Annotated in this window: 21 protein-coding genes; 9 read left to right on the forward strand and 12 right to left on the reverse strand. The window is 63.7% G+C overall.

All coding sequences use genetic code 11. The features are described 5' to 3' along the window. On the reverse strand, window positions 1–783 hold a 783-nt coding region (locus tag FS320_RS12755), incomplete at its 3' end, for an acetyl-CoA C-acyltransferase (RefSeq protein ID WP_152712054.1). 235 nt (window positions 784–1,018) lie between these two features. On the opposite strand from FS320_RS12755, the gene phaR reads away from it, so the two are divergent. Further along, on the forward strand, window positions 1,019–1,594 hold the full coding sequence (gene phaR / locus FS320_RS12760; protein ID WP_152712056.1) for a polyhydroxyalkanoate synthesis repressor PhaR: 576 nt from the start codon (window positions 1,019–1,021) through the stop codon (window positions 1,592–1,594). Window positions 1,595–1,690: 96 nt separating this feature from the next. Here phaR and FS320_RS12765 read toward each other — a convergent pair whose 3' ends face one another. The 3 genes from FS320_RS12765 to mtgA all read right to left on the reverse strand — a co-directional run bounded on the left by FS320_RS12765 (window position 1,691) and on the right by mtgA (window position 4,669). Next, complete coding sequence (locus tag FS320_RS12765; RefSeq protein WP_152712058.1) at window positions 1,691–3,328, reverse strand: EAL domain-containing protein; 1,638 nt, start codon at window positions 3,326–3,328, stop codon at window positions 1,691–1,693. A 212-nt stretch (window positions 3,329–3,540) separates the two neighbouring features. Further along, a complete protein-coding gene (gene rpmF, locus FS320_RS12770) occupies window positions 3,541–3,726 on the reverse strand; it encodes a 50S ribosomal protein L32 (protein WP_152712060.1) in 186 nt (61 codons plus the stop codon). 151 nt (window positions 3,727–3,877) lie between these two features. Next, window positions 3,878–4,669, reverse strand: a complete 792-nt coding sequence (mtgA, locus tag FS320_RS12775; protein WP_420846729.1) for a monofunctional biosynthetic peptidoglycan transglycosylase — start codon at window positions 4,667–4,669, stop codon at window positions 3,878–3,880. On the opposite strand from mtgA, the gene FS320_RS12780 reads away from it, so the two are divergent. After that, window positions 4,668–5,594, forward strand: coding sequence for a polyprenyl synthetase family protein (locus tag FS320_RS12780; protein WP_192926278.1), 927 nt, complete (start codon window positions 4,668–4,670; stop codon window positions 5,592–5,594). The genes mtgA and FS320_RS12780 overlap by 2 nt on opposite strands. 49 nt (window positions 5,595–5,643) lie before the next feature. On the opposite strand, the gene FS320_RS45135 is transcribed toward FS320_RS12780, so the two are convergent. The 7 genes from FS320_RS45135 to FS320_RS12810 form a co-directional block, all read right to left on the reverse strand. Beyond that, window positions 5,644–5,820 (reverse strand): GNAT family N-acetyltransferase, encoded by a 177-nt coding sequence (locus tag FS320_RS45135; protein WP_153885300.1) that lies wholly within the window; start codon window positions 5,818–5,820, stop codon window positions 5,644–5,646. Continuing rightward, entirely contained in the window at window positions 5,817–6,188 is a 372-nt protein-coding gene (locus tag FS320_RS12785; protein WP_152712062.1) for a GNAT family N-acetyltransferase, read from the reverse strand. Before FS320_RS12785 ends, FS320_RS45135 begins: the two co-directional genes overlap by 4 nt. Before the next feature lie 43 nt (window positions 6,189–6,231). Continuing rightward, window positions 6,232–8,178 (reverse strand): potassium transporter Kup, encoded by a 1,947-nt coding sequence (locus FS320_RS12790; RefSeq protein ID WP_152712064.1) that lies wholly within the window; start codon window positions 8,176–8,178, stop codon window positions 6,232–6,234. A gap of 184 nt (window positions 8,179–8,362) precedes the next feature. Continuing rightward, window positions 8,363–9,649, reverse strand: a complete 1,287-nt coding sequence (gene ispG / locus FS320_RS12795) for a flavodoxin-dependent (E)-4-hydroxy-3-methylbut-2-enyl-diphosphate synthase (protein WP_152712066.1) — start codon at window positions 9,647–9,649, stop codon at window positions 8,363–8,365. 95 nt (window positions 9,650–9,744) lie between these two features. Then, a complete protein-coding gene (locus FS320_RS12800; protein ID WP_162002952.1) occupies window positions 9,745–10,260 on the reverse strand; it encodes a Fur family transcriptional regulator in 516 nt (171 codons plus the stop codon). Window positions 10,261–10,431: 171 nt separating this feature from the next. Beyond that, a complete protein-coding gene (locus tag FS320_RS12805) occupies window positions 10,432–11,082 on the reverse strand; it encodes a class I SAM-dependent methyltransferase (protein WP_152712070.1) in 651 nt (216 codons plus the stop codon). Then, on the reverse strand, window positions 11,079–12,230 hold the full coding sequence (locus tag FS320_RS12810; protein WP_244627114.1) for a glycosyltransferase family 4 protein: 1,152 nt from the start codon (window positions 12,228–12,230) through the stop codon (window positions 11,079–11,081). Before FS320_RS12810 ends, FS320_RS12805 begins: the two co-directional genes overlap by 4 nt. Window positions 12,231–12,341: 111 nt before the next feature. Here FS320_RS12810 and FS320_RS12815 point away from each other — a divergent pair, with 111 nt between their 5' ends. The 7 genes from FS320_RS12815 (at window position 12,342) to FS320_RS49745 (ending at window position 17,990) form a co-directional block, all read left to right on the forward strand. Further along, a complete protein-coding gene (locus FS320_RS12815; RefSeq protein WP_152712074.1) occupies window positions 12,342–12,659 on the forward strand; it encodes a SemiSWEET family sugar transporter in 318 nt (105 codons plus the stop codon). A 27-nt stretch (window positions 12,660–12,686) separates the two neighbouring features. Then, a complete protein-coding gene (locus tag FS320_RS12820; protein ID WP_152712076.1) occupies window positions 12,687–13,856 on the forward strand; it encodes a DNA topoisomerase IB in 1,170 nt (389 codons plus the stop codon). A 99-nt stretch (window positions 13,857–13,955) separates the two neighbouring features. Beyond that, window positions 13,956–14,303 carry a hypothetical protein gene (locus FS320_RS12825; RefSeq protein ID WP_152712078.1) on the forward strand — a complete coding sequence of 116 codons (348 nt, stop codon included), beginning with the start codon at window positions 13,956–13,958 and terminating at the stop codon, window positions 14,301–14,303. A gap of 109 nt (window positions 14,304–14,412) precedes the next feature. Then, window positions 14,413–15,291 (forward strand): MBL fold metallo-hydrolase, encoded by an 879-nt coding sequence (locus FS320_RS12830; RefSeq protein WP_152712080.1) that lies wholly within the window; start codon window positions 14,413–14,415, stop codon window positions 15,289–15,291. A gap of 67 nt (window positions 15,292–15,358) precedes the next feature. Beyond that, window positions 15,359–16,795 (forward strand): cytochrome ubiquinol oxidase subunit I, encoded by a 1,437-nt coding sequence (locus FS320_RS12835; protein WP_152712082.1) that lies wholly within the window; start codon window positions 15,359–15,361, stop codon window positions 16,793–16,795. Window positions 16,796–16,809: 14 nt separating this feature from the next. After that, a complete protein-coding gene (cydB, locus tag FS320_RS12840; RefSeq protein ID WP_152712084.1) occupies window positions 16,810–17,859 on the forward strand; it encodes a cytochrome d ubiquinol oxidase subunit II in 1,050 nt (349 codons plus the stop codon). Continuing rightward, a complete protein-coding gene (locus FS320_RS49745; protein WP_274597168.1) occupies window positions 17,859–17,990 on the forward strand; it encodes a hypothetical protein in 132 nt (43 codons plus the stop codon). Before cydB ends, FS320_RS49745 begins: the two co-directional genes overlap by 1 nt. A gap of 63 nt (window positions 17,991–18,053) precedes the next feature. Here FS320_RS49745 and FS320_RS12845 read toward each other — a convergent pair whose 3' ends face one another. Beyond that, entirely contained in the window at window positions 18,054–18,905 is an 852-nt protein-coding gene (locus tag FS320_RS12845) for a hypothetical protein (RefSeq protein WP_152712086.1), read from the reverse strand. Between the last annotated feature and the right edge of the window lie 221 nt (window positions 18,906–19,126).

A 19,126-nucleotide genomic window follows, 5' to 3' on the forward strand; every position in this document is an offset into this window, starting at 1 on the left:
CGTCATCAGCACGATGGCGGCCGCGCCGTCATTGATGCCCGAGGCATTGCCGGCGGTGACCGTGCCTTCCTTCGAGAAGGCAGGGCGCAGCTTGGCGAGAGACTCGATGGTGGTGCCGGCGCGGATGTACTCATCCTGGTCCACCACGATGTCGCCCTTGCGGGATGCGATCGTCACAGGCGCGATCTCGTCCTTGAAGCGGCCTTCCTTCTGCGCCGCCTCGGCCTTGTTCTGGGAGGCGGTCGCGAACTGGTCCTGCTCCTCGCGGGTGAGCTGCCAGCGCTGGGCCACGTTCTCGGCGGTGTTGCCCATGTGGTAGCCGTTGAAGGCGTCCATCAGGCCGTCCTTCAGCATGGTGTCCATGAGCTTGAAGTCGCCCATCTTGGTGCCGGAGCGCATATGCGCCGCGTGCGGGGCGAGCGACATGGATTCCTGGCCGCCCGCCACGATGATGCTGGCATCGCCGTTGGCGATCTGCTGCATGCCGATGGCCACCGTGCGCAGGCCCGAGCCGCAGAGCTGGTTGAGGCCCCAGGCGGTCTTTTCCTGCGGTACGCCCGCGGCCATGGCCGCCTGACGGGCCGGGTTCTGTCCCTGGGCCGCGGTAAGGATCTGACCGAGGATCACCTCGTCCACTTCCGAGCCGTCGACCTTGGCGCGCTCGAGAGCCGCCTTGATGGCGATGGCGCCCAGCTCATGGGCCGGGGTGTTGGCGAAGGCTCCGTTGAACGAGCCGACGGCGGTCCGTGCCGCGCCGACGATGACGATGCTGTCTCGAGCCATGCCTCTCTCCTGTGCTGATGATTTGATGCTGGAATGAATGTAGGGCTGACCCGATCAAATCCCCAGAGGCTGGGATGTCAAGGATCGGATCGCGCAACTCTGCCCCGAGACGCCTTAGACTTTTGGCGCTTTGATCGTTCGGCATAAGACTTATAATCATTGAGGACTGGCATCCCGACGGATCGGGATGAAGGATGCCGGGCATGGTGGATTTCCCGGGAGCGTATCGGGCAAAATGGCGACGGACAAGAAACCGACGGTCATCAAGAAATATGCCAACCGCCGCCTCTACCATACGGGCACTTCCACCTACGTGACGCTGGAAGATCTGGCCGGCATGGTGCGCAAGGGTGAGGATTTCGTGGTCTATGACGCGAAGTCGGGCGAGGAGATCACCCGCTCGGTCCTGGCTCAGATCATCTTCGAGCAGGAAAACAAGGAGGGGCCGAACCTCCTTCCCGTCACCGTGCTCCGCCAGCTGATCCGCTTCTACGGCGACAGCATGCAGGCCGTGGTGCCGAGCTATCTCGAATTCTCCATGAACAATCTGTCCCAGGAGCAGCAGAAGCTCCGGGACCAGATGGCGCAGGCCTTCGGTCCGGGAGCCTTCCAGGCCATGGAGGAGCAGGTGCGCAAGAATATGGGCTTCTTCACGGAGGCCATGCGCATGTTCTCGCCCTTCCCACAATCGGCCCCGGGCGCGCCTGAGACGAAGCCGGCTGTGAAGGGTGAGGAAACGAACGACCTCGACAGTCTGAAGCAGCAGATGGCCGACATGCAGGCCAAGCTCGACAAGCTCGCGAGCAAGTAGCTCTGCGAGGTAGCTCTGCGAGGAGCACGATGCGCCAGTTGAAAGGTGAGCATTGGGTGGATCCCAAAAGTGCCTTCCACTTTTGGGTCCGATGCTCTAGCCGCGCGCCTCCTTCAGCATTTGATGCAGGGTCGAAGACTGCAGCACCGCCTCAGGCTCGCCGAACAATGCGCCCTGGAGATAATCCACGCCCCAGCCCGCCAGCAGACGGGCTGTGACCTCGTCGTCCACCCATTCCGCCGCTGTGGCGATGCCGAGGTGCTGGGCCCTGTCGACCAGGGTTCTGACAGTGAGGCGATCGTCGGTCGAACGCTTGAGGGGCTGGATGAAGACGCCGTCGATCTTGAGAAGATCGACGGGCAGCATCCGCAACTGGCCCGGCGAAACATAACCTGCTCCGAAGCCGGTGAGCGCGAGCCCGATGCCCAGGGCCTTCATGGCATGGAGACGGCCCAGGATTTTCCGGCACTCGGCCAGGGCAGCCTCGGGAACCTCGATGACGAGCCGCGACTCGATGCCGGGGCGGGCACCGAGATGCGCCGCCAGCATGGGCAGCCATTCGGGATCCTGCAGGGTTTTGGCTGAGACCGGCAGCGCCAGGCGCGCGCCGGGATGATCTTTCAGGTGATCGGCCGCCAGTTCCAGCATGCGACCGTCGACGAGAAGGGCGAGGTTCGCCTCCTTCAGCCGCGGCACCGGGCCGAGCGGGATCGGGCCGCCTTCGGGGCTCGAGAGGGAGGCACGGGCCTGCATCAGGGCCGGGGCTCGGCTGTGAGCCTCCACCATCGGCTGGCAGGCGAGGATCAGGCTGCGGCTGTTGAGGGCGGCGATCCAATCGAACGGCGCCTGCTCGGCAGCCGGCGACGGAGCTTTCGGGCGCGCATCGTAAAGCTTGCTGGCTTCCCCACGCTCCAGTCCTGAGGCCAAAGCCTGCTCGGCGAAGCGCAACAACTTGGTGGCCTTGAAGGTGTGATCCGGCGCGCAGGCCGCTCCCAGATGAAGAGAGGCTGCGGCTGGGTGATCCTTCATGAGCCCGATGAGACGCTTCGTGGCGCTCGGAGCATCCGCGGCCGGGCAGCAGGTCAGGTTCAGGGCGAAGCGGTGAGGGCCGAGAACGGTGAAGAGATCGTGGCGGCGCATCATCGGGCGCAGCTTGCGGGCGATCTCCGCCATGGTGCCGGCCTCGTCATCGTCGAGTGCGCCGACGATCAGCGTGCAGGTCTGGGATATCCTCAGAGCCTCATTGATGCCGTTCTGGATACTGCACAGTAGCTCCGAGCGCTGTTTCAGCACCGCAGGCAGCAGATCCCTTGCGCCCGAAACCGCGTCGAGACGCAGCTGACCGCGCGCAAAGGCCGGACGTCCCTCAACATCCGGCTGCCAACGGCCCGCATCCTCGACCATCACCACCCGGTCCGGTTCGAACCGCAGGGCATACCGGGTCTCGTAAGCACGACCTGAACCCTCGGCTGTACCGATGGCATCCTGACGCGACAGACCGCAGCCGGGCTCGACAAGGTGCGAGAAGGCTTGGCCGGTCTTCGGCAGGTCTCTCGACGGCAGGCCGAGCGCCTCGGCGGCGCCGGGACCCCAGGACAGGGTGTCGGATACCATGTCCCAGGCATAGATGACGCCTATGGCGAGGGAGCGAGAGGTCGGGGAGGCTTGGCGTTGGCGCGGCGACCGGGATACGCCCTTGAATAGTCCCGTCCGGCCCTGCCGCTTCGTCGCCATCACACTCACCCTCGAATACGCACGGATCGGGGACGGCTGAAGGCATTTCTTCGCAAGCCTGACCGAAATCCCTGAAAACCAAGGGATGCAGGATCGGCCTTCAGGCTTAATGAAGGGTAAAATGCGATGGAAAATCAGAGCGCTTGGGGATTATGGGCATAAAAAAACCGGCGCTCGAGGCGCCGGTTCGGATCGTCGCATGCCGCGTAGGATTACGCGTCGGTCTTCACCTTCAGAACCTGACGGCCACGGTACATGCCGGTCTTCAGGTCAACGTGGTGAGGACGGCGCAGCTCGCCGGAATCCTTGTCCTCGATGTAGGTCGGGGCCTTCAAGGCATCGGCGGAGCGACGCATTCCGCGCCGCGAAGGCGACGTTTTTCTTTTTGGAACGGCCATATCTCGTCTCCGGTTAAAATAGCGGAGCGCCCGCTCAACCGGGGAACGCTCACATCTCAAACTTGATGAGGTTGCGCCTCATACAAGGTCTTTGGGCAAATATCTAGCCCTTTGACGTAATCCTAGGGTTTTCATTGCCGCAGGGAGGCTCTCAAGACTTCAGGCAATCACTGAAAGGGGCAGCTCTCTCCATACGCACCTGCAGCTGTCCCGCCAAGGCCCGGTGGCCGGGCCGCGGGCGAGCCGGATTGCGGACCAGGGGGTTGGGCAGGGCCCGCGCCAGAAGGGCTGCCTCCTGACGGGTCAAATTCTTGGCCGACTTGCGGAAATACTTCCGGGCCGCCGCCTCGGCCCCGAAGACGCCGTCGCCCCATTCGGCGACGTTGAGATAGACCTCCATCATCTGGCGCTTCGACCAGATCAGGTCGAGATAGAGCGCGACCGGGATCTCGAGGCCCTTGCGGACATAGGAGCGGCTTGGCCACAGGAAGAGGTTTTTCGCCGCCTGCATGGGGATGGTCGAGGCTCCCCGGGACGGGCCGTCCTCATCGGCGGCCTCGACCACATCCCAGAGGGCATCCCAGTCGACGCCGTTGTGCTCGCAGAAGCGGCTGTCCTCGGCGGTCATGACGGCGAGCGGCAGGTTGGGAGAAATCTCGTCGAGCCTGACGAAATCCCGCTCCACGGGCTGCAGGGTGAGCCAGCGGCCGAGCATCAGGGTGGAGACCGGCGGCACGGCCCAGTACAAAAGGCCTAGCCAAAAGACCGCACCGACCCATAAGAGAACGAGACCAAGGCCGATCTGAATGAGGCGGCGGAAAAAGCGGGCGGCCGTCATCGGCTCCCGCGGCCGTCCCGACCGCAGCATCCATTTTGGCCCCAATCGCTCATCAGCATTTCCCTCGGACGGAGCGGCGGCTCCATCCGAATTCAGGCTCGTCATGGCGCCATCCACCAGTACTTTCACAACGCGGCTCTCTGACGCCGCGAGGGTTGTCGAAGCAAGTCTCGAAGCCTTGCTATCAGACAAAGCCGCTCCGGGCGAGATTGCCCGGCCGCCCCGCCTCATGGCCGCTATGCGTCATGCAGTCCTGGGAGGTGGCAAGCGCCTGCGTCCGTTCCTGGCCATCGAGGCAGCCCGCCTCTTCGGAGTGGAAGGGCAGGGGCCCCTGCGGGCAGGCTGCGCCGTCGAGCTCCTGCATTGCTATTCCCTGGCGCATGACGATCTGCCGTCGATGGACGACGACGATCTGCGCCGGGGGCGTCCCACCGTGCACAAGGCCTATGACGAGGCCACGGCCATTCTCGTGGGAGACGCGCTCCAGACGCTCGCCTTCGAGGTTCTCGCCGATCCGGCGACTGCGGCCGATCCTGCCATCCGGTCCGATCTCGTGCTCGGCCTCGCCCGCGCCTCGGGCCTTGGCGGCATGGTCGGGGGGCAGCTGCTCGACCTGACAGCGGAGGGGCGTTACGGGGCCGTGAACATGGGTGAAGCCGACGTCCGCCTGCTCCAGATGATGAAGACCGGCGCGATCCTCACCTTCTCGGTCGAGGCAGGGGCACTTTTGGGGCAGGCCGATGCAGCAGCGCGCCGGACGCTGGTCGAATACGGACGCGCGCTCGGCGCAGCCTTCCAGGTTGCGGACGACATCCTCGACCGGGAAGCTTCCCCGGAAGCGCTCGGCAAGCGCACGGGCAAGGATCAGGAGAAGGGCAAAGCGACCCTTGTCGACCTGCTCGGGATGGACGGCGCCCGCCACGAGTGCCGGCAACTCGTGGCGAGGGCGGAAAGCGCTCTCGATGGCTTCGGGCCGGAGGCGCAGATCCTGCGCGAGGCGGTCCGCTTCGTCGTGGAGCGGCAGGTTTAGATCCGGCGCGTCAGTGCCATCGGCGCCACCGCACCCGTGTGCTTCCGTGTCAAGCCGTCGGTACCCAGAACGTCAGCTTGACGTGACCGGGGCGGCGGTTGTGCGGAAGCGAGCCTGCAGGCTTGCCGCCGTTGGCGAGGATCACCTTTCGCGAGGCCTCGTTGTCGTCGTCGCAAGTGATCAGCACTCGCGAGAAACCTTCCGACCGGCAGACCGGCAGGATCATGCGAGCGCTTGGGTGGCGTAGCCCCGTCTCTGCTTCCAGGGCACGATGGTGTAGCCGATATGCCCGTAGATGGCGGTCGGCATATCTTCCGTTCCCCTCTGAAAGCGAAAGCCGATGCGACCGCAGAACTCGCCGTCGCTGATCCAGAAATCGTGCGCTGGCAGACGCGCCACCTCACGCCCGTCCGGCAGCCGGACCATGGGGCTGTTGTAGAGGTCGTGGAGAAAGCGCTTAGGGTCGCGCCGGAACTGCAGAAGCTGCTCGCGGCTGACATCCTGGTCCGTGTTGGGCGACCAGCCCTGTTCGAGGGCGCGGGCGTAAAAAGGAAGCCAGTCCAGGCTGGGGCGGATGAGGGTGATATCAGTCATGGATCGCCAAAACTGACATTGAGTCAGGCCAAGAGCAACAGGCTTACACGGTCACCTGGGTGCCGACTTCCACCACGCGCCCGGTCGGGATCTGGAAGAAGTCCGTGGCGTCGCTCGCGGATTTCGCCAAGCCGATGAACAGCTTGTCCTGCCAGAGCGGCATGCCCGACTGGCTGGCGGGACGGATCGAGCGGCGCGACAGGAAGAACGATGTCGCCATGATGTCGAACTTGAAGCCCTGCTTGCGCAGGATCGCGAGGCCGCGTGGGATGTTGGGCGTCTCCATGTAGCCGTAGCTCAGGCGGATGCGCCAGAACGAATCGCCCACATGCTCGATGGCGACACGGTCCTCGTCCTCCACACGGGGAACGTCCTCGCTGTTGACGGTGAGGATCACGTTCTTCTCGTGCAGCACCTTGTTGTGCTTGAGGTTGTGCAGGAGAGCCGCCGGCGCCGTGTCCGGATCGCTCGTCAGGAAGACGGCGGTGCCCTTCACCCGGTGCGGGGGGCTCTTCTCCAGCATCTGGACCAATTCGAGGAAAGGCACGTCGATCTTGCGGGTCTTCTCGAACAGGATCCTGGTTCCCTTCACCCAGGTCCACATGAGCACGAAGAAGACGCCGGCGATGACCAGCGGGACATAGCCGCCGTCGAGAAGCTTCACCAGATTCGAGGACAGGAAGGTGAGGTCGATCAGCAGCAGCGGAATCATGATGAGCCCGGTCTTCAGCGGCCCCCAGCCCCAGCTCCGGCTCATGACCAGGCAGGCGAGCAGGGTCGTGACGACCATGGTGCCGAACACCGCGATGCCATAGGCGCTGGCCAGGCTGCTGGAGGAGCCGAAGAGCAGCACCAGGCTGACCACGGCGGCCAGCAGCAGCCAGTTCACGCGCGGCAGGTAGATCTGTCCCTGGTGCGTCTCCGAGGTGAATCGCACTTCGAGGCGCGGCAGGATGCCGAGCTGCACCGCCTGCCGGGTCAGGGAATAGGCGCCGGTGATCACGGCCTGGCTTGCCACGATGGTCGCCAGGGTGGCGAGGATCACCAGGGGGAGAAGCAGCCAGGGCGGGGCCAGCAGGAAGAAGGGGTTGGTGATGGACTCGGGGTTGGACAGAACAAGGGCGCCCTGGCCGAGATAGTTCAGGGCAAGCGCCGGAAACACCACCGTGCCCCAGGCCACGCGGATCGGGTTGCGGCCGAAATGGCCGAGGTCGGCATAGAGGGCCTCGGCGCCCGTCACGGCAAGGCAGACGCTGCCGAGGATCGCAAAGGCCGTTCCCGGATGGGTGACCAGGAAGGACACGCCATAATAGGGGTTGAACGCGAGCAGAACCTCCCAATCGTCGGCGATATGGAGGAGGCCGAGGCCTGCCATGGTGATGAACCACAGGAGTGTGAGCGGGCCGAAGAAGGCTGCGACCTTGCCTGTGCCGCGGCTCTGTACGGCGAAAAGGGCGATCAGGATCGCCAGCGCGCCGGGAAGGACATAGCTCTCGAAGGAGGGCGCGACGAGCTTCAGGCCTTCCAGGGCCGAGAGCACCGAGATGGCCGGCGTGATGGCGGCATCGCCATAGAAGAGGGCCGCTCCCGCCATGCCCATCATGAGCACCGGGAGGCTTCGCCGCCCAAGCGCACGTTGCGCCAAGGCCACCAGGGTCAGCGAGCCGCCTTCTCCCTTGTTGTCGGCCCGCAGCAGCAGGAACACGTATTTGACGGACACCGTGAGGATCAGCGCCCACAGCAGGAGCGACAGGATGCTGATCACCAGTTCTCGGGTCAGGGGGACGGGAGTACCATGGTGACCGCCGGTCGCGGCCATCACGGTCTCCCGCATGGCGTAAAGCGGGCTGGTGCCGATATCGCCGTAGACGACGCCGATGGCGCCAAGGGTCAGGGTCCAGAAGCTCGCCTTGAAATGGCTGTCCGGTAAGGTGGCCTCAGGGGCTGCGGAATCTGCATGTCCCGAGGCAACGGCGTGCTGTTCTGCCATGTGTGCTTTTCTTTGCGGACGTGCCCGCGGACGGCTTTTGTTGAATCACTCTGCAAACGACGAAGGGCGGCCCCTTCTCCAAAGAGCGCAGCAGCCGTCAATGCCGGCGCGGCGGCTCTCTAGCACATCGCGCCTTAGCTTAAAACGGAATTTCGCGGGAGGTTCCATGGCCACGCTTGCTGCCTCATTCGGCAGCATCGCGCCCGAGCTGGCCGTAATTCTTCTCGATGTAGTCGAGGACGATCTTCTGGAAGTCCTGGGCAAGCGTCGGGCCGCGCAAAGTCATGGCCTTGCGGCCATCGATGAACACCGGAGCCGCCGGCTGCTCGCCCGTTCCGGGCAGCGAGATGCCGATATTCGCATGCTTCGACTCGCCGGGCCCGTTCACGATGCAGCCCATCACGGCCACGTTCAGATTCTCGACGCCCGGATAGGTCCGGCGCCACTCGGGCATGGAGGTGGAGATCCAATTCTGGATGTCCCGCGCCAACTCCTGGAACACGGAGGATGTGGTCCGCCCGCAGCCGGGGCAGGCGGCGACGAGAGGCACGAAGGTGCGAAAGCCCATGGTCTGGAGCAGTTCCTGGGCGGTCTTGACCTCCAGGGTCCGGTCACCGCCGGGCTCAGGGGTCAGGGAATAGCGGATCGTGTCGCCGATCCCCTGCTGGAGCAGGATACCCATGGCGGCGGAGGAGGCCACGATGCCCTTCGTGCCCATGCCGGCCTCGGTGAGGCCGAGATGGATGGCATAGTCGGACCGGCGGGCGAGATCCTGGTAGACGGCGATCAGGTCCTGCACGGCCGAAACCTTCGCCGAGAGGATGATCCGGTCGCGGCCCAGACCGATCTCCTCCGCGCGGGCGGCGGACAACAGGGCCGACTGGATCATGGCCTCGCGGGTCACCCAGCGCATGTCGCGGGGATTCGCGGAGGTCGCGTTCTCGTTCATCAGGTGCGTCAGCAGCTCCTGGTCGAGAGAACCCCAGTTGGCGCCGATGCGCACGGCCTTGCCGTGCCGAATCGCCTGCTCAACGATGGCCCCGAACTGCCGGTCCTTCTTTTCCTTGAAGCCCACATTGCCGGGATTGATGCGGTACTTGGCCAGCGCCTCGGCGCAGGCCGGGTGATCGGCGAGAAGCTGATGGCCGATATAGTGGAAGTCGCCGACGAGCGGCACGGTCACGCCAAGCCGGTCGAGCCTCTCGCGGATCTTGGGCACAGCGGCGGCGGCCTCGTCGCGGTCGACGGTGATGCGCACGATCTCCGAGCCCGCCCGGGCAAGCGCGGCGACCTGGGCCACGGTCGCGTCCACATCGGCCGTATCGGTGTTGGTCATCGACTGGACCACGATCGGCGCGCCGCCGCCGACCATGACGGACCCGACGCGCACGACCACCGTGCGGTGGCGCTGAGCGGGGCCGGCGAGGCTCTCAGGGGCGGGAGCGGTCTCAGAAGGCGAGGTGAAGGACATGCTGCAATCCACGGCGGCAGCTCCGGGCTGCCGTCGTTTAGCTGATGCCAAAAGCCTTCTTCGTCAAGCGCGGCTTAATGGAACCGGGGTCAGCCTCAGTGAACGTCCTGGCAACCGGCGCAGTGTCCCGTGATCTCCAGAATCTTCGTGCGAGGCTGGTAACCCTGCTCCTGCAGGACCTTGAGCACGGTATCGGCCACAAGCGGTGACGTGATCTCATTCACATCTCCGCATCCTTCGCAGATCAGATAGGCCGTAGTCCTGCGATCATGGGAGGTGCTGGAACTGGCGATATAGGCATTCCGGCTCGCAAGCCGATGCACCAGACCGTGCTCGATGAGGAAGTCCAGGGCGCGATAGACGGTGATGGGTGCCATGCGCCGTCCCTGTGAGCCGAGCAGGTCCACCAGATCGTAGGCACCGAGCGGCTTGTCGGAGGCATGGAGCACTTCGAGCACACGGCGGCGGATGGGGGTCAGCCGCACCCCCTTGGCCAGGCAGAGGGCCTCCGACTGGACAATGGCCCGTTCCGTCTTTTCAGAGGCTCTGGGAGAGCGGATCGGGGCACCCTCATGGGTCAAGCTGTGCTGAAGAGATGGTGTATGAGCCATCGGATCACTCCTTGTTTCGGCTGCTGACGCTGTTACGCCCCCATCGTCCTCGCGCCCGGCGAGTGCAGCGCGAATCCACCTCATATATGTATGTTATAACGCTACATAATTGAAGAGGGAAATTTGCAAAGGTCTGCGTAAAATTGCTGCAGATTTGCAGAGGAGAAGCGTTCAAGGTCGCCTGAAGCGCCAGACACTGGATTTCTTGATGTCCGCATCCTCGAGCGTCCGGGTTACCGGCACTTCGTAGGCGGCAAGGTTCTCCAGCCGATCCTTGGGAAGATAGCTGCGGCCCGGATCGCCGATCAGGACCGTGGCGCCTCTCTGGCTCAGGCCCAACAACCACTCGACGACCCGGTCGGCAAGATCGCGCTCGTAGCAGATATCGCCCGCCAGTACCGTATCCCAGCCCTGATCCTGCCCGACGATGTCGGCCTGGAGCGGATTGATCGAAACGCCATTGGCCTTGGCATTGAGGCTCATGGCCGCGATGGCGAACGAATCGATGTCGCTGGCGGTCACCTCGGCGGCGCCTGCCTTCATGGCCGCAATGGCGACGAGGCCGGAGCCCGAGGCGAAATCCAGCACGCGCCGCCCGCGCACGGTTTCCGGTCGATCGAGGATGTAGCGGGCCAACGCCTGCCCGCCCGCCCAGGCAAAGGCCCAGAAGGGAGGCGGCAGACCAATCTCGCCCAGTTCCTCTTCGGTCTTCTGCCAGAGTTCCGTCGCTTCGTCGGCCACGTGCAGGGAGATCTCGGGCGTATGGGGCACGGGACGAAGCCTGGTCTCGGATTGGATGAAGGCGACGGGATCGGGAATCATGAGGCCAGGATGGAGCGGTAAAGCTGTTTGACGCTTTCGATCACATGCCGTTCCGTAAATCCGGCAAGAACGCGGGCGCGGGCAGCCTCGCCCATGCGGGCCACTTCCTCCGGCCGGCGGGACAAGGCCACGAGCACCTCGGCCAGGCTCGCCGCATCGTTGGCAGGAACGAGACGCCCCTCGATGCCCTCCCGCACCAAAGTGCGGCAGCCGGGGACGTCCGTAGTGACGATGGCGCGGCCGCAGGCGGCGGCTTCTAGAAGCGTTCGCGGCAGACCCTCGCCACCGCGCGAGGGCAGGCAGGCGACATGATGCTCGCGCCAGACGGCGGCGACGTCCCGTGTCGCCCCATACCAGGAGATCCCCGGCTCGGCGCTCCAGGTTTTCAGGGTCTCTTCCGGAATTGCCTTCGGGTTCGAGGGATCGGGGGCGCCGTAGAGGGACAGCTCGATGTCGGCACTTTGGGCTCTTGCGGCGCGGACCGCCTCCACCGCCACGTCGATGCCCTTGGACCAGAGCATGCGTGCCACCACCGCGACCCTAAGCGGTGGCTGGTCGGGCAGGGGAGCGGGTTTGAGAAGATCCGGATCGACACCGGCTCCACCGAGAATGGTGACACGGTCGCTCGCGGGATCGAGGCCGAGGAGCTTGGGATCGTCCGTGTTCTCGAACAGGTAGCGGGTCCGGCCGGTCTCCGGGCCGCGTACGAGCAGGCGCACGGCGCGCTGCGAGAGGCGCGCAATCATGTCCGTACGGGCCCCCAGGAAGCCTGAACCGGTCAGCGCATAGACACGGCGTCCGACGCCCGCCATGGCGGCCGCGAAGCCCCCGACCAGGATGCCCTTGAGGGCGATGCAATGGACGAGATCGGCCTTCTCGGCCTTCAGGATCGCAGCTAGCTGCCCGGCGGCATAGCCCGCCGCCATGGGGTTCAGGCTGCGCCGCTCGGCTTCGAGCGGGATCACTTTGGCGCCCGTGGCCTCGATCACATCCCGGTGCGAGCGCACCCGGGTCACGACCGTGACTTGAAGCCCGAGCTCGCGCGCGGCCCTGGCCATGGGCAGGAAATGGGAGGCGAAGAACCAGTCTTCGGTGATGACGAAAACGAGTTTGCGGCCTTGGACGTCAGGCAGAGACAAGGAAGACAAGGGATGATCCGGTTGAAACGGTTGCGCCCTTCTACCCTCCACGGAGGGCAAAAGGGAACTCCCTCGATCAGGGCCCGTTGCCGTCATCTTGAAACATGGGAGACAACAGACATGCCGGATTGGCTGCCGACCTTCCTGGCGACGATTGCGGGCATCCTCTCGACCTCGAGCTTCGTTCCCCAGGTGGTCAAGGCTTGGCGGGAGCGGGACACGAGAGCCATCTCGAAGCACATGTACATGGTCACGGTCACGGCCTTCGTCCTGTGGTCGGCCTATGGGTTCCTGATCGGCAGTTGGCCCATGATGATCTTCAACGTCCTGAGCCTGATCCTGAGCGCCACCATTCTGGTCTTCAAGCTCCGGAACGACCGGCGCAAATCACACGGAGCGAGGTCGCACAGGGAACCCGGACTGGCGCGGCCCGGTTGACGTCTTGCTCTTCAACCAAGGCTTCCCATGCCGGAATCGAACGCCACCACAGAGAATGTCGTCGACCCTCGCGACGCCGCCGAGACAGCGGGGCTGCTCTATGTCTCCGACGAGGAGCCAGGCATCCGACGCGGGAAATCCGGCACGGGCTTCACCTATACCAAGCCGGACGGCAAGAAGGTCGAGGACAAGGCGACCCTCGAGCGCATCAGGTCCCTCGCGATCCCGCCCGCCTATACGGATGTGTGGATCTGCGCCAGGGCCAACGGCCACATTCAGGCGACGGGCCGCGACGCCAAGGGCCGCAAGCAGTATCGCTACCATCCGGGCTTCCGCGAGGTCCGAGAGAGCACGAAATACGAGCACATGCTCGAATTCGCCAAGGGCCTGCCGGCGATCCGCAAGACCATCGACGAGCACATGAGTCTTCGCGGGCTGCCGCGCGAAAAGGTGCTGGCGACGGTGGTGCATCTCCTCGAAAACACGCTCATCCGCGTCGGCAATTCCGATTATGTCAGGCAGAACAAGAGCTATGGCCTCACCACCCTGCGCGATCCGCATGTGAAGGTGGAAGGCAGCGCGTTGCGCTTCCAGTTCAAGGGCAAGAGCGGCAAGACCTGGCGCCTGCAGGTCAAGGATCGGCGCGTCGCCAAGATCGTGAAGGCCTGCCAGGACCTGCCGGGGCAGGATCTGTTCCAATATCTCGACGAGAACGGCGAGCAGCAATCGATCACCTCGGCCGATGTGAATGCCTACCTGAAGGAGATCACGGGAAGCGAGATCACGGCGAAGGATTTTCGGACCTGGGCCGGCACGGTGCTGGCGGCACTCGCGCTTGCCGAGTTCGAGGAGTTCGACAGCGATGCCAAGGCCAAGAAGAACATTCGGGCCGCCATCGAGAAGGTCTCAGCGCGGCTCGGCAACACGCCGACCATCTGCCGCAAATGCTACGTTCATCCTGAAGTGTTCGCCTCCTATCTCGACGGAGGCCTGCTTCTGGACATCAAGGAAGAGATCGAGACGGAGTTGCGCGAGGATCTCTCCAGTCTCAAGCCCGAAGAGGCAGCCGTTCTGGCATTGTTGGAGCAGCGCCTCTCCAGAGAAGTCGAGAAGCCGGCGGAGAAGAAGCCCGCAAAGCAGCGTCGTGCATCGTCGGGCAAGAAGGAGGGCAAGGCCCAGCCCGAGATGCGGGCTTGAATCCCGATGGGCGGCAGGCGGGATTCGAGCAGTCCGACGGCTTGACCTTAGGCCTCTCCCATGGTCCATCGCACCCGCGCTGAACGAGCCGAGGATGCGATGAGACGTCCGCCGACATTAGCTGCCTTTGCGGCCCTGCTGGCTTTCACCGCGGCCAGCGGCACTGCGCCCGTCAATGCGCAAGATTCTCAACCTCGAAGCTGGCCCGAGGTGAAGTGCGCTCGCTATAAGAAAGCGTGGTCGGACGCCCTTGCACATCGGGGCACGAAGGGTCTGAGTCAGGAGTTCATCGAGCGTCACGAGGCTTTCCTGGCCTCGGACTGCACGACGAGGGGGGATGTCTGCCCCCGCTCCGCGGAGGAGCTCGACCTCGCCAACATGATGGTGGTCGCCGCCATGAATGCCGGAACGGCGAGTACTTTCCCTCCCTTCTCCTGCCGCAAGTGACGGGAAAATATACTTTCTGCCAGGGATCGAGACGTCCTGTCAGCCGTTCGAACATTTTCCTGTCTTGCCCGTTAGGGCTTCGCCACCTTCATTTCAGCGAGGCTCCTCCATGCGCATTCATCATCTCAATTGCGGCTGCATGTGTCCTGTCGGGGGAAAGCTTTGGGATGGTGTCAGCCGTGGCCTAACGGGGCAATTGATCTGCCACTGCCTGCTTGTCGAGACGGACAGCAGCGGCCTTGTTCTCGTCGATACGGGCTTCGGCTCCAGGGATGTGGAGGATCCCTACGGGCGGATCAGCCCGCTCTTTATCCATACGAACCGGATCCAGCTCGAGCATCGCTATACGGCGCTGGAACAGGTGAAGAGCCTCGGCTTCTCGCCCCGCGACGTGCGCCACATCGTGCTGACCCATCTCGATTTCGACCATGCCGGCGGCCTCGAGGACTTTCCGGACGCGTCCGTTCATGTCCTGCGTGCGGAGCTCGAGGAGGCCGAGGTGAGACACGGCTTCATCCATTGCCGCCGCTACAGCCCTAAGCAATGGGACGAGGTGCGGGACTGGCGTTTCTACGACCCTACCGGGGAGCGCTGGTTCGGCTTCGGCGCGGTGCGCGATCTCGATGGATTGCCGCCTGAGATCCTGATGATCCCGCTGCCCGGCCATACCATGGGACATGCCGGCATTGCCATTGATACGCCGGACGGATGGCTGCTCAACGCAGGCGATGCCTATTTCTATCGGTATGAGATGGACGAAGATTCGTCCTGCACGCCGGGGCTACTCGCCTATCAGCGCATGATGGAGGAGGACCGGCCGCTGCGCCTCCACAACCAGGAGCGGCTGCGAATTCTGGCCAACGATGGTCGCAGCAACGTCAAGATCTTCTGCAGTCATGACCCGATCGAGCTCGAAGCCCTGCAGCGCCTCAGCACGGGATGGCGGCCGGTTTCTGGGGAATATAGTCCAAATCTGCGGGTTCATTGAGCCACTGACCTCTGGTCCCTGCCTGCCGACGCCCTAAAAGCAGCTAGGTTGATGAGGGGAAGCGGAAATGGAATTCGATGCCCTGATGCTCTCGCGCATCCAGTTTGCGTTCACGATCGCCTTCCACATCATCTTTCCGGCTTTCACCATCGGTCTTGCCAGCTGGCTCGCGGCCCTGGAGTTCAACTGGCTCCGCACGGGCAACCCGCTCTACCGCAACCTCTTCCGCTTCTGGGTGAAGGTATTCGCGGTCTCCTTCGGTCTGGGGGTCGTTTCCGGTATCGTCATGAGCTACCAGTTCGGAACGAACTGGTCACGCTACTCCGAGTTCACCGGCAACGTGCTCGGCCCCGTCATCGCCTACGAGGTCATCACGGCCTTCTTCCTCGAGGCGGCCTTCCTCGGCATCATGCTCTTCGGCTGGGAAAAGGTCGGTGACCGCCTGCATTTCTTCGCCACCTGCATGGTGGCCTTGGGCACGCTGATTTCCGCTTTCTGGATTCTCTCCGCCAATTCCTGGATGCAGACGCCGGACGGCTTCGCCATCGAGAACGGCAAGGCGGTGCCGGTCGATTGGTTCAAGGTCGTCTTCAATCCGTCCTTCCCGCTGCGCTATGCGCATATGGTGATGGGCTGCTATCTGACGACGGCATTCGCGGTAGCCGGCATGTCCGCCTGGATGCTGCTTCGGCATCCGCACGATGCGCCGGCGGCGAAGCTCGCGGGCTCGCGGCGCTCCATGTCCATGGCTTTGTGGTTCGCCACCATCTTCGTGCCGGTCCAGATCGTCATCGGCGATCTTCACGGCCTCGGCGTGCTCAAATACCAGCCGACCAAGCTCGCCGCCATCGAGGGCAACTGGGATCGGATGGCGAACATGCCGCTTCGCCTCTTCGCCCTTCCCGACGAAGTGGCGGAGACGAACCATTACGAGATCGCCATTCCGAAGATCGGCAGCTGGGTTCTCACGCACGCTTTCGACGGCGTCGTGCCCGGCCTGAAGGAGGTCCCGCCGGACGAGCGCCCGCCGGTCTGGCCGGTCTTCTTCTCCTTCCGCATCATGGTCGGAATCGGCTTCGCGATGCTCGGCATCGGGCTGTGGAGCCTTTATCTGCGCTGGAAGGGGACGCTCTTCACCAACAGGCTGTTCCTGACGGCCGCCATGATCATGACGCCGTCGGGCTTCGGCGCCGTTCTCTTCGGCTGGTTCACCGCCGAGATCGGCCGCCAGCCCTACGTGGTCTATGGCCATCTGCGCACGGCCGATGCCGTGTCTCCCATTGCGGCCGGAGCGGTGACCGCATCGCTCCTGATCTTCATCGTTGTCTATGCCTTCGTGTTCGGCTTCGGCTCCTATTATCTCGCCAAGCTCCTGCGGCGCGGGCCCGATCCGGTCGAGGACATTCGCGGAGACGATCTCGGCAAGAAGCCGAAGCGTCCGTTCTCCGTGCCGGACGAGGCGATTGAGGGCAGGCCCGGTCACAGGGCGCTACCAGCGCGATAGGAGGCTAGAAGATCATGTTCGGCTTCGGAATGGAATATGAGGGACTGGCCTTCTGGCTTCCGGTGATCTGGGCCGGGCTGATCGCCGTGGCGGTTGCCATGTACGTGATCGCCGATGGCTTCGATCTCGGCGTCGGCATCCTCTTCAAGGCGGCCGGCAGCGACAACTGGCGCGACCGGATGATGTTTTCGGTCGCGCCGATCTGGGACGGCAACGAGACCTGGCTCATCCTCGGCGGCGGCGGCCTCTTCGCCGTCTTTCACATCGCCTATGCGGTGCTCATGCCGGCCTTGTACCTGCCGATCATCCTCATGCTCGTCGCGCTCATCTTCCGCGGCGTCGCTTTCGAGTTCCGCTTCAAGGCGGATCGTTCGAAATTCTTGTGGGACAACGCCTTCTTCTTCGGTTCGCTGGTGGCGACCTTCTTCCAGGGCATGGTGCTCGGCACCTTCGTGCAGGGCTTCGCCACCGATGGTCGCCAGTTCACCGGCGGCACCTTCGATTTCTTGACCCCGTTCAGCGTGCTCACCGGCATCAGTCTGATCTTCGGCTACGGGCTGCTCGGCGCGACCTGGTGCGTGATGAAGACCACGGGCGAACTGGAGATCTGGGCGCGCCGCATGGCAGTGCGTTTTCTCCTCGCTACCATCGTCGCCATGGCCATCGTGTCGGTGTGGGTGCCGTTCTTGGAGAGGCAGATCGAAACGCGCTGGTTCTCCTGGCCCAACATCGCGTTTCTCGCGCCGATCCCTCTGGTGACGGCCTATGTGGCCTACAGGCTCTTCCGCGACCTGGAGGAGGGGCGGCATTACCGACCGTTTTTCCTGGCAATTGCCCTGTTCCTGCTCGGCTATCTCGGCCTGGGCATCAGCCTCTTTCCATACATTGTACCTCCCAACCTCACGATCTGGGATACGGCGAATACCGTCAATTCCCAGCTCTTCGCGCTGGTGGGCTTCGCGATCGTGCTGCCGATCACCTTCGCCTACACGGCCTATTCCTATTACGTCTTCCGCGGCAAGGTGGCTGACGAGATCTCGGGCGGCGGCTACGGATATCACTGATGCAAGCTGAAACACATCGTCCGCCGGAACGACGCTCGAAACGCCTGCTCTGGTTCGTGTTCCTGTATATCGCGAGCCTCGCGGTCTTCGCGGGGCTCGTCTATGGCCTGAGAGGAATCATCCCTCACTAGCGCATCGTGCGGACCCGAAGGCCCGCGTCAGCGAAAAGTGGATCCGGTTCTCCGTCCGATGCTCTAGCGGTACGTGCCAATAAAACCCTTGTCGGTCACCACGACCCAGCGGGCGCCGCGGCGCTCGATGCCTTCGATGCGGCCGACCCCGGGAAGAATGCCGCCGGGCATGACCTCGTAGAGGCGGCGGTTGCGGTTCTCGACGAGAGCCGCACCGTTATAGACTTCGCGCAGCACCCATCCGTCGACAGGTTCGCTTTTCACCGGCGTGGGAACGGAGGTCTCCTCGCGCTTCGCAGCCTCGGCAGCCGGAGGTGCTGCAGGAACGGGAGGGATCGCAGGCTTCGTGCTCAGCCCCGCCAGAGTGGTCAGGATCTGACTCTCCATCCGGTCGAGCCGGCCCTCGAGAGCGGAGAACTTCTTGCCCGGTTCCTGCAGGCTGATGGTGAGGCGTTCCAGCTTCTCTGTCAGCTTCGCCCGTTCGGAGACCGAAGAGGTGGACGCGGTGTGCTCGACGTCCTTGAACGCCACCACGGTTTCTCGGAGGGCATCGAGGTCGGTGCTCAGCCGCGCGAGGATCTCCCGGCTGCGGGCCGTCTCGGCCTCCAGACGATGGATGGCATCCTTGTTGGCCAGTGTCCCGATGTAGGAAGCGGACCAGCCGGCTCCCACGAAGAGCAGGGCCATGGCGGCCTGGCTCAGGAACTTGCCGGGAAAGGCCCGGCTACCGGTTGCAATGCGCTCATCCGTTGATACTTCAGGGAAGGGCGCCGGCTTCAGGCCAAGCTTCGCGGTCTTGATCGCCTCCTCCAGCGCTGCGCTGGCCGTAGGGTCGATCCGGACGGCGGTTTTGGACGATGCGCCATCCTGCTTCGCGGCTTCGGTGCGATCCGGAGAACCTATGTTGATGTCCATATTCCGACCTCATTTTCAGGTCAGAGACCATTAACCCTGAAAGTTTACCAAAGCATTATCTTCAGAGTTAAGTGATTACATTGCATGTCCTCTCCAGATAGAGGAGATGTAACATTGCGCACGGACATTCAGAACTTTTTATTGACATAGTTACACATAATAGGGTTTCAAAAGGTGGCGTAACGGAAAGCGACCACCTTAGGGGCATCTCAATACCCATA

This window comes from Microvirga tunisiensis (assembly GCF_009296175.1).
Lineage (GTDB): Bacteria > Pseudomonadota > Alphaproteobacteria > Rhizobiales > Beijerinckiaceae > Microvirga > Microvirga tunisiensis.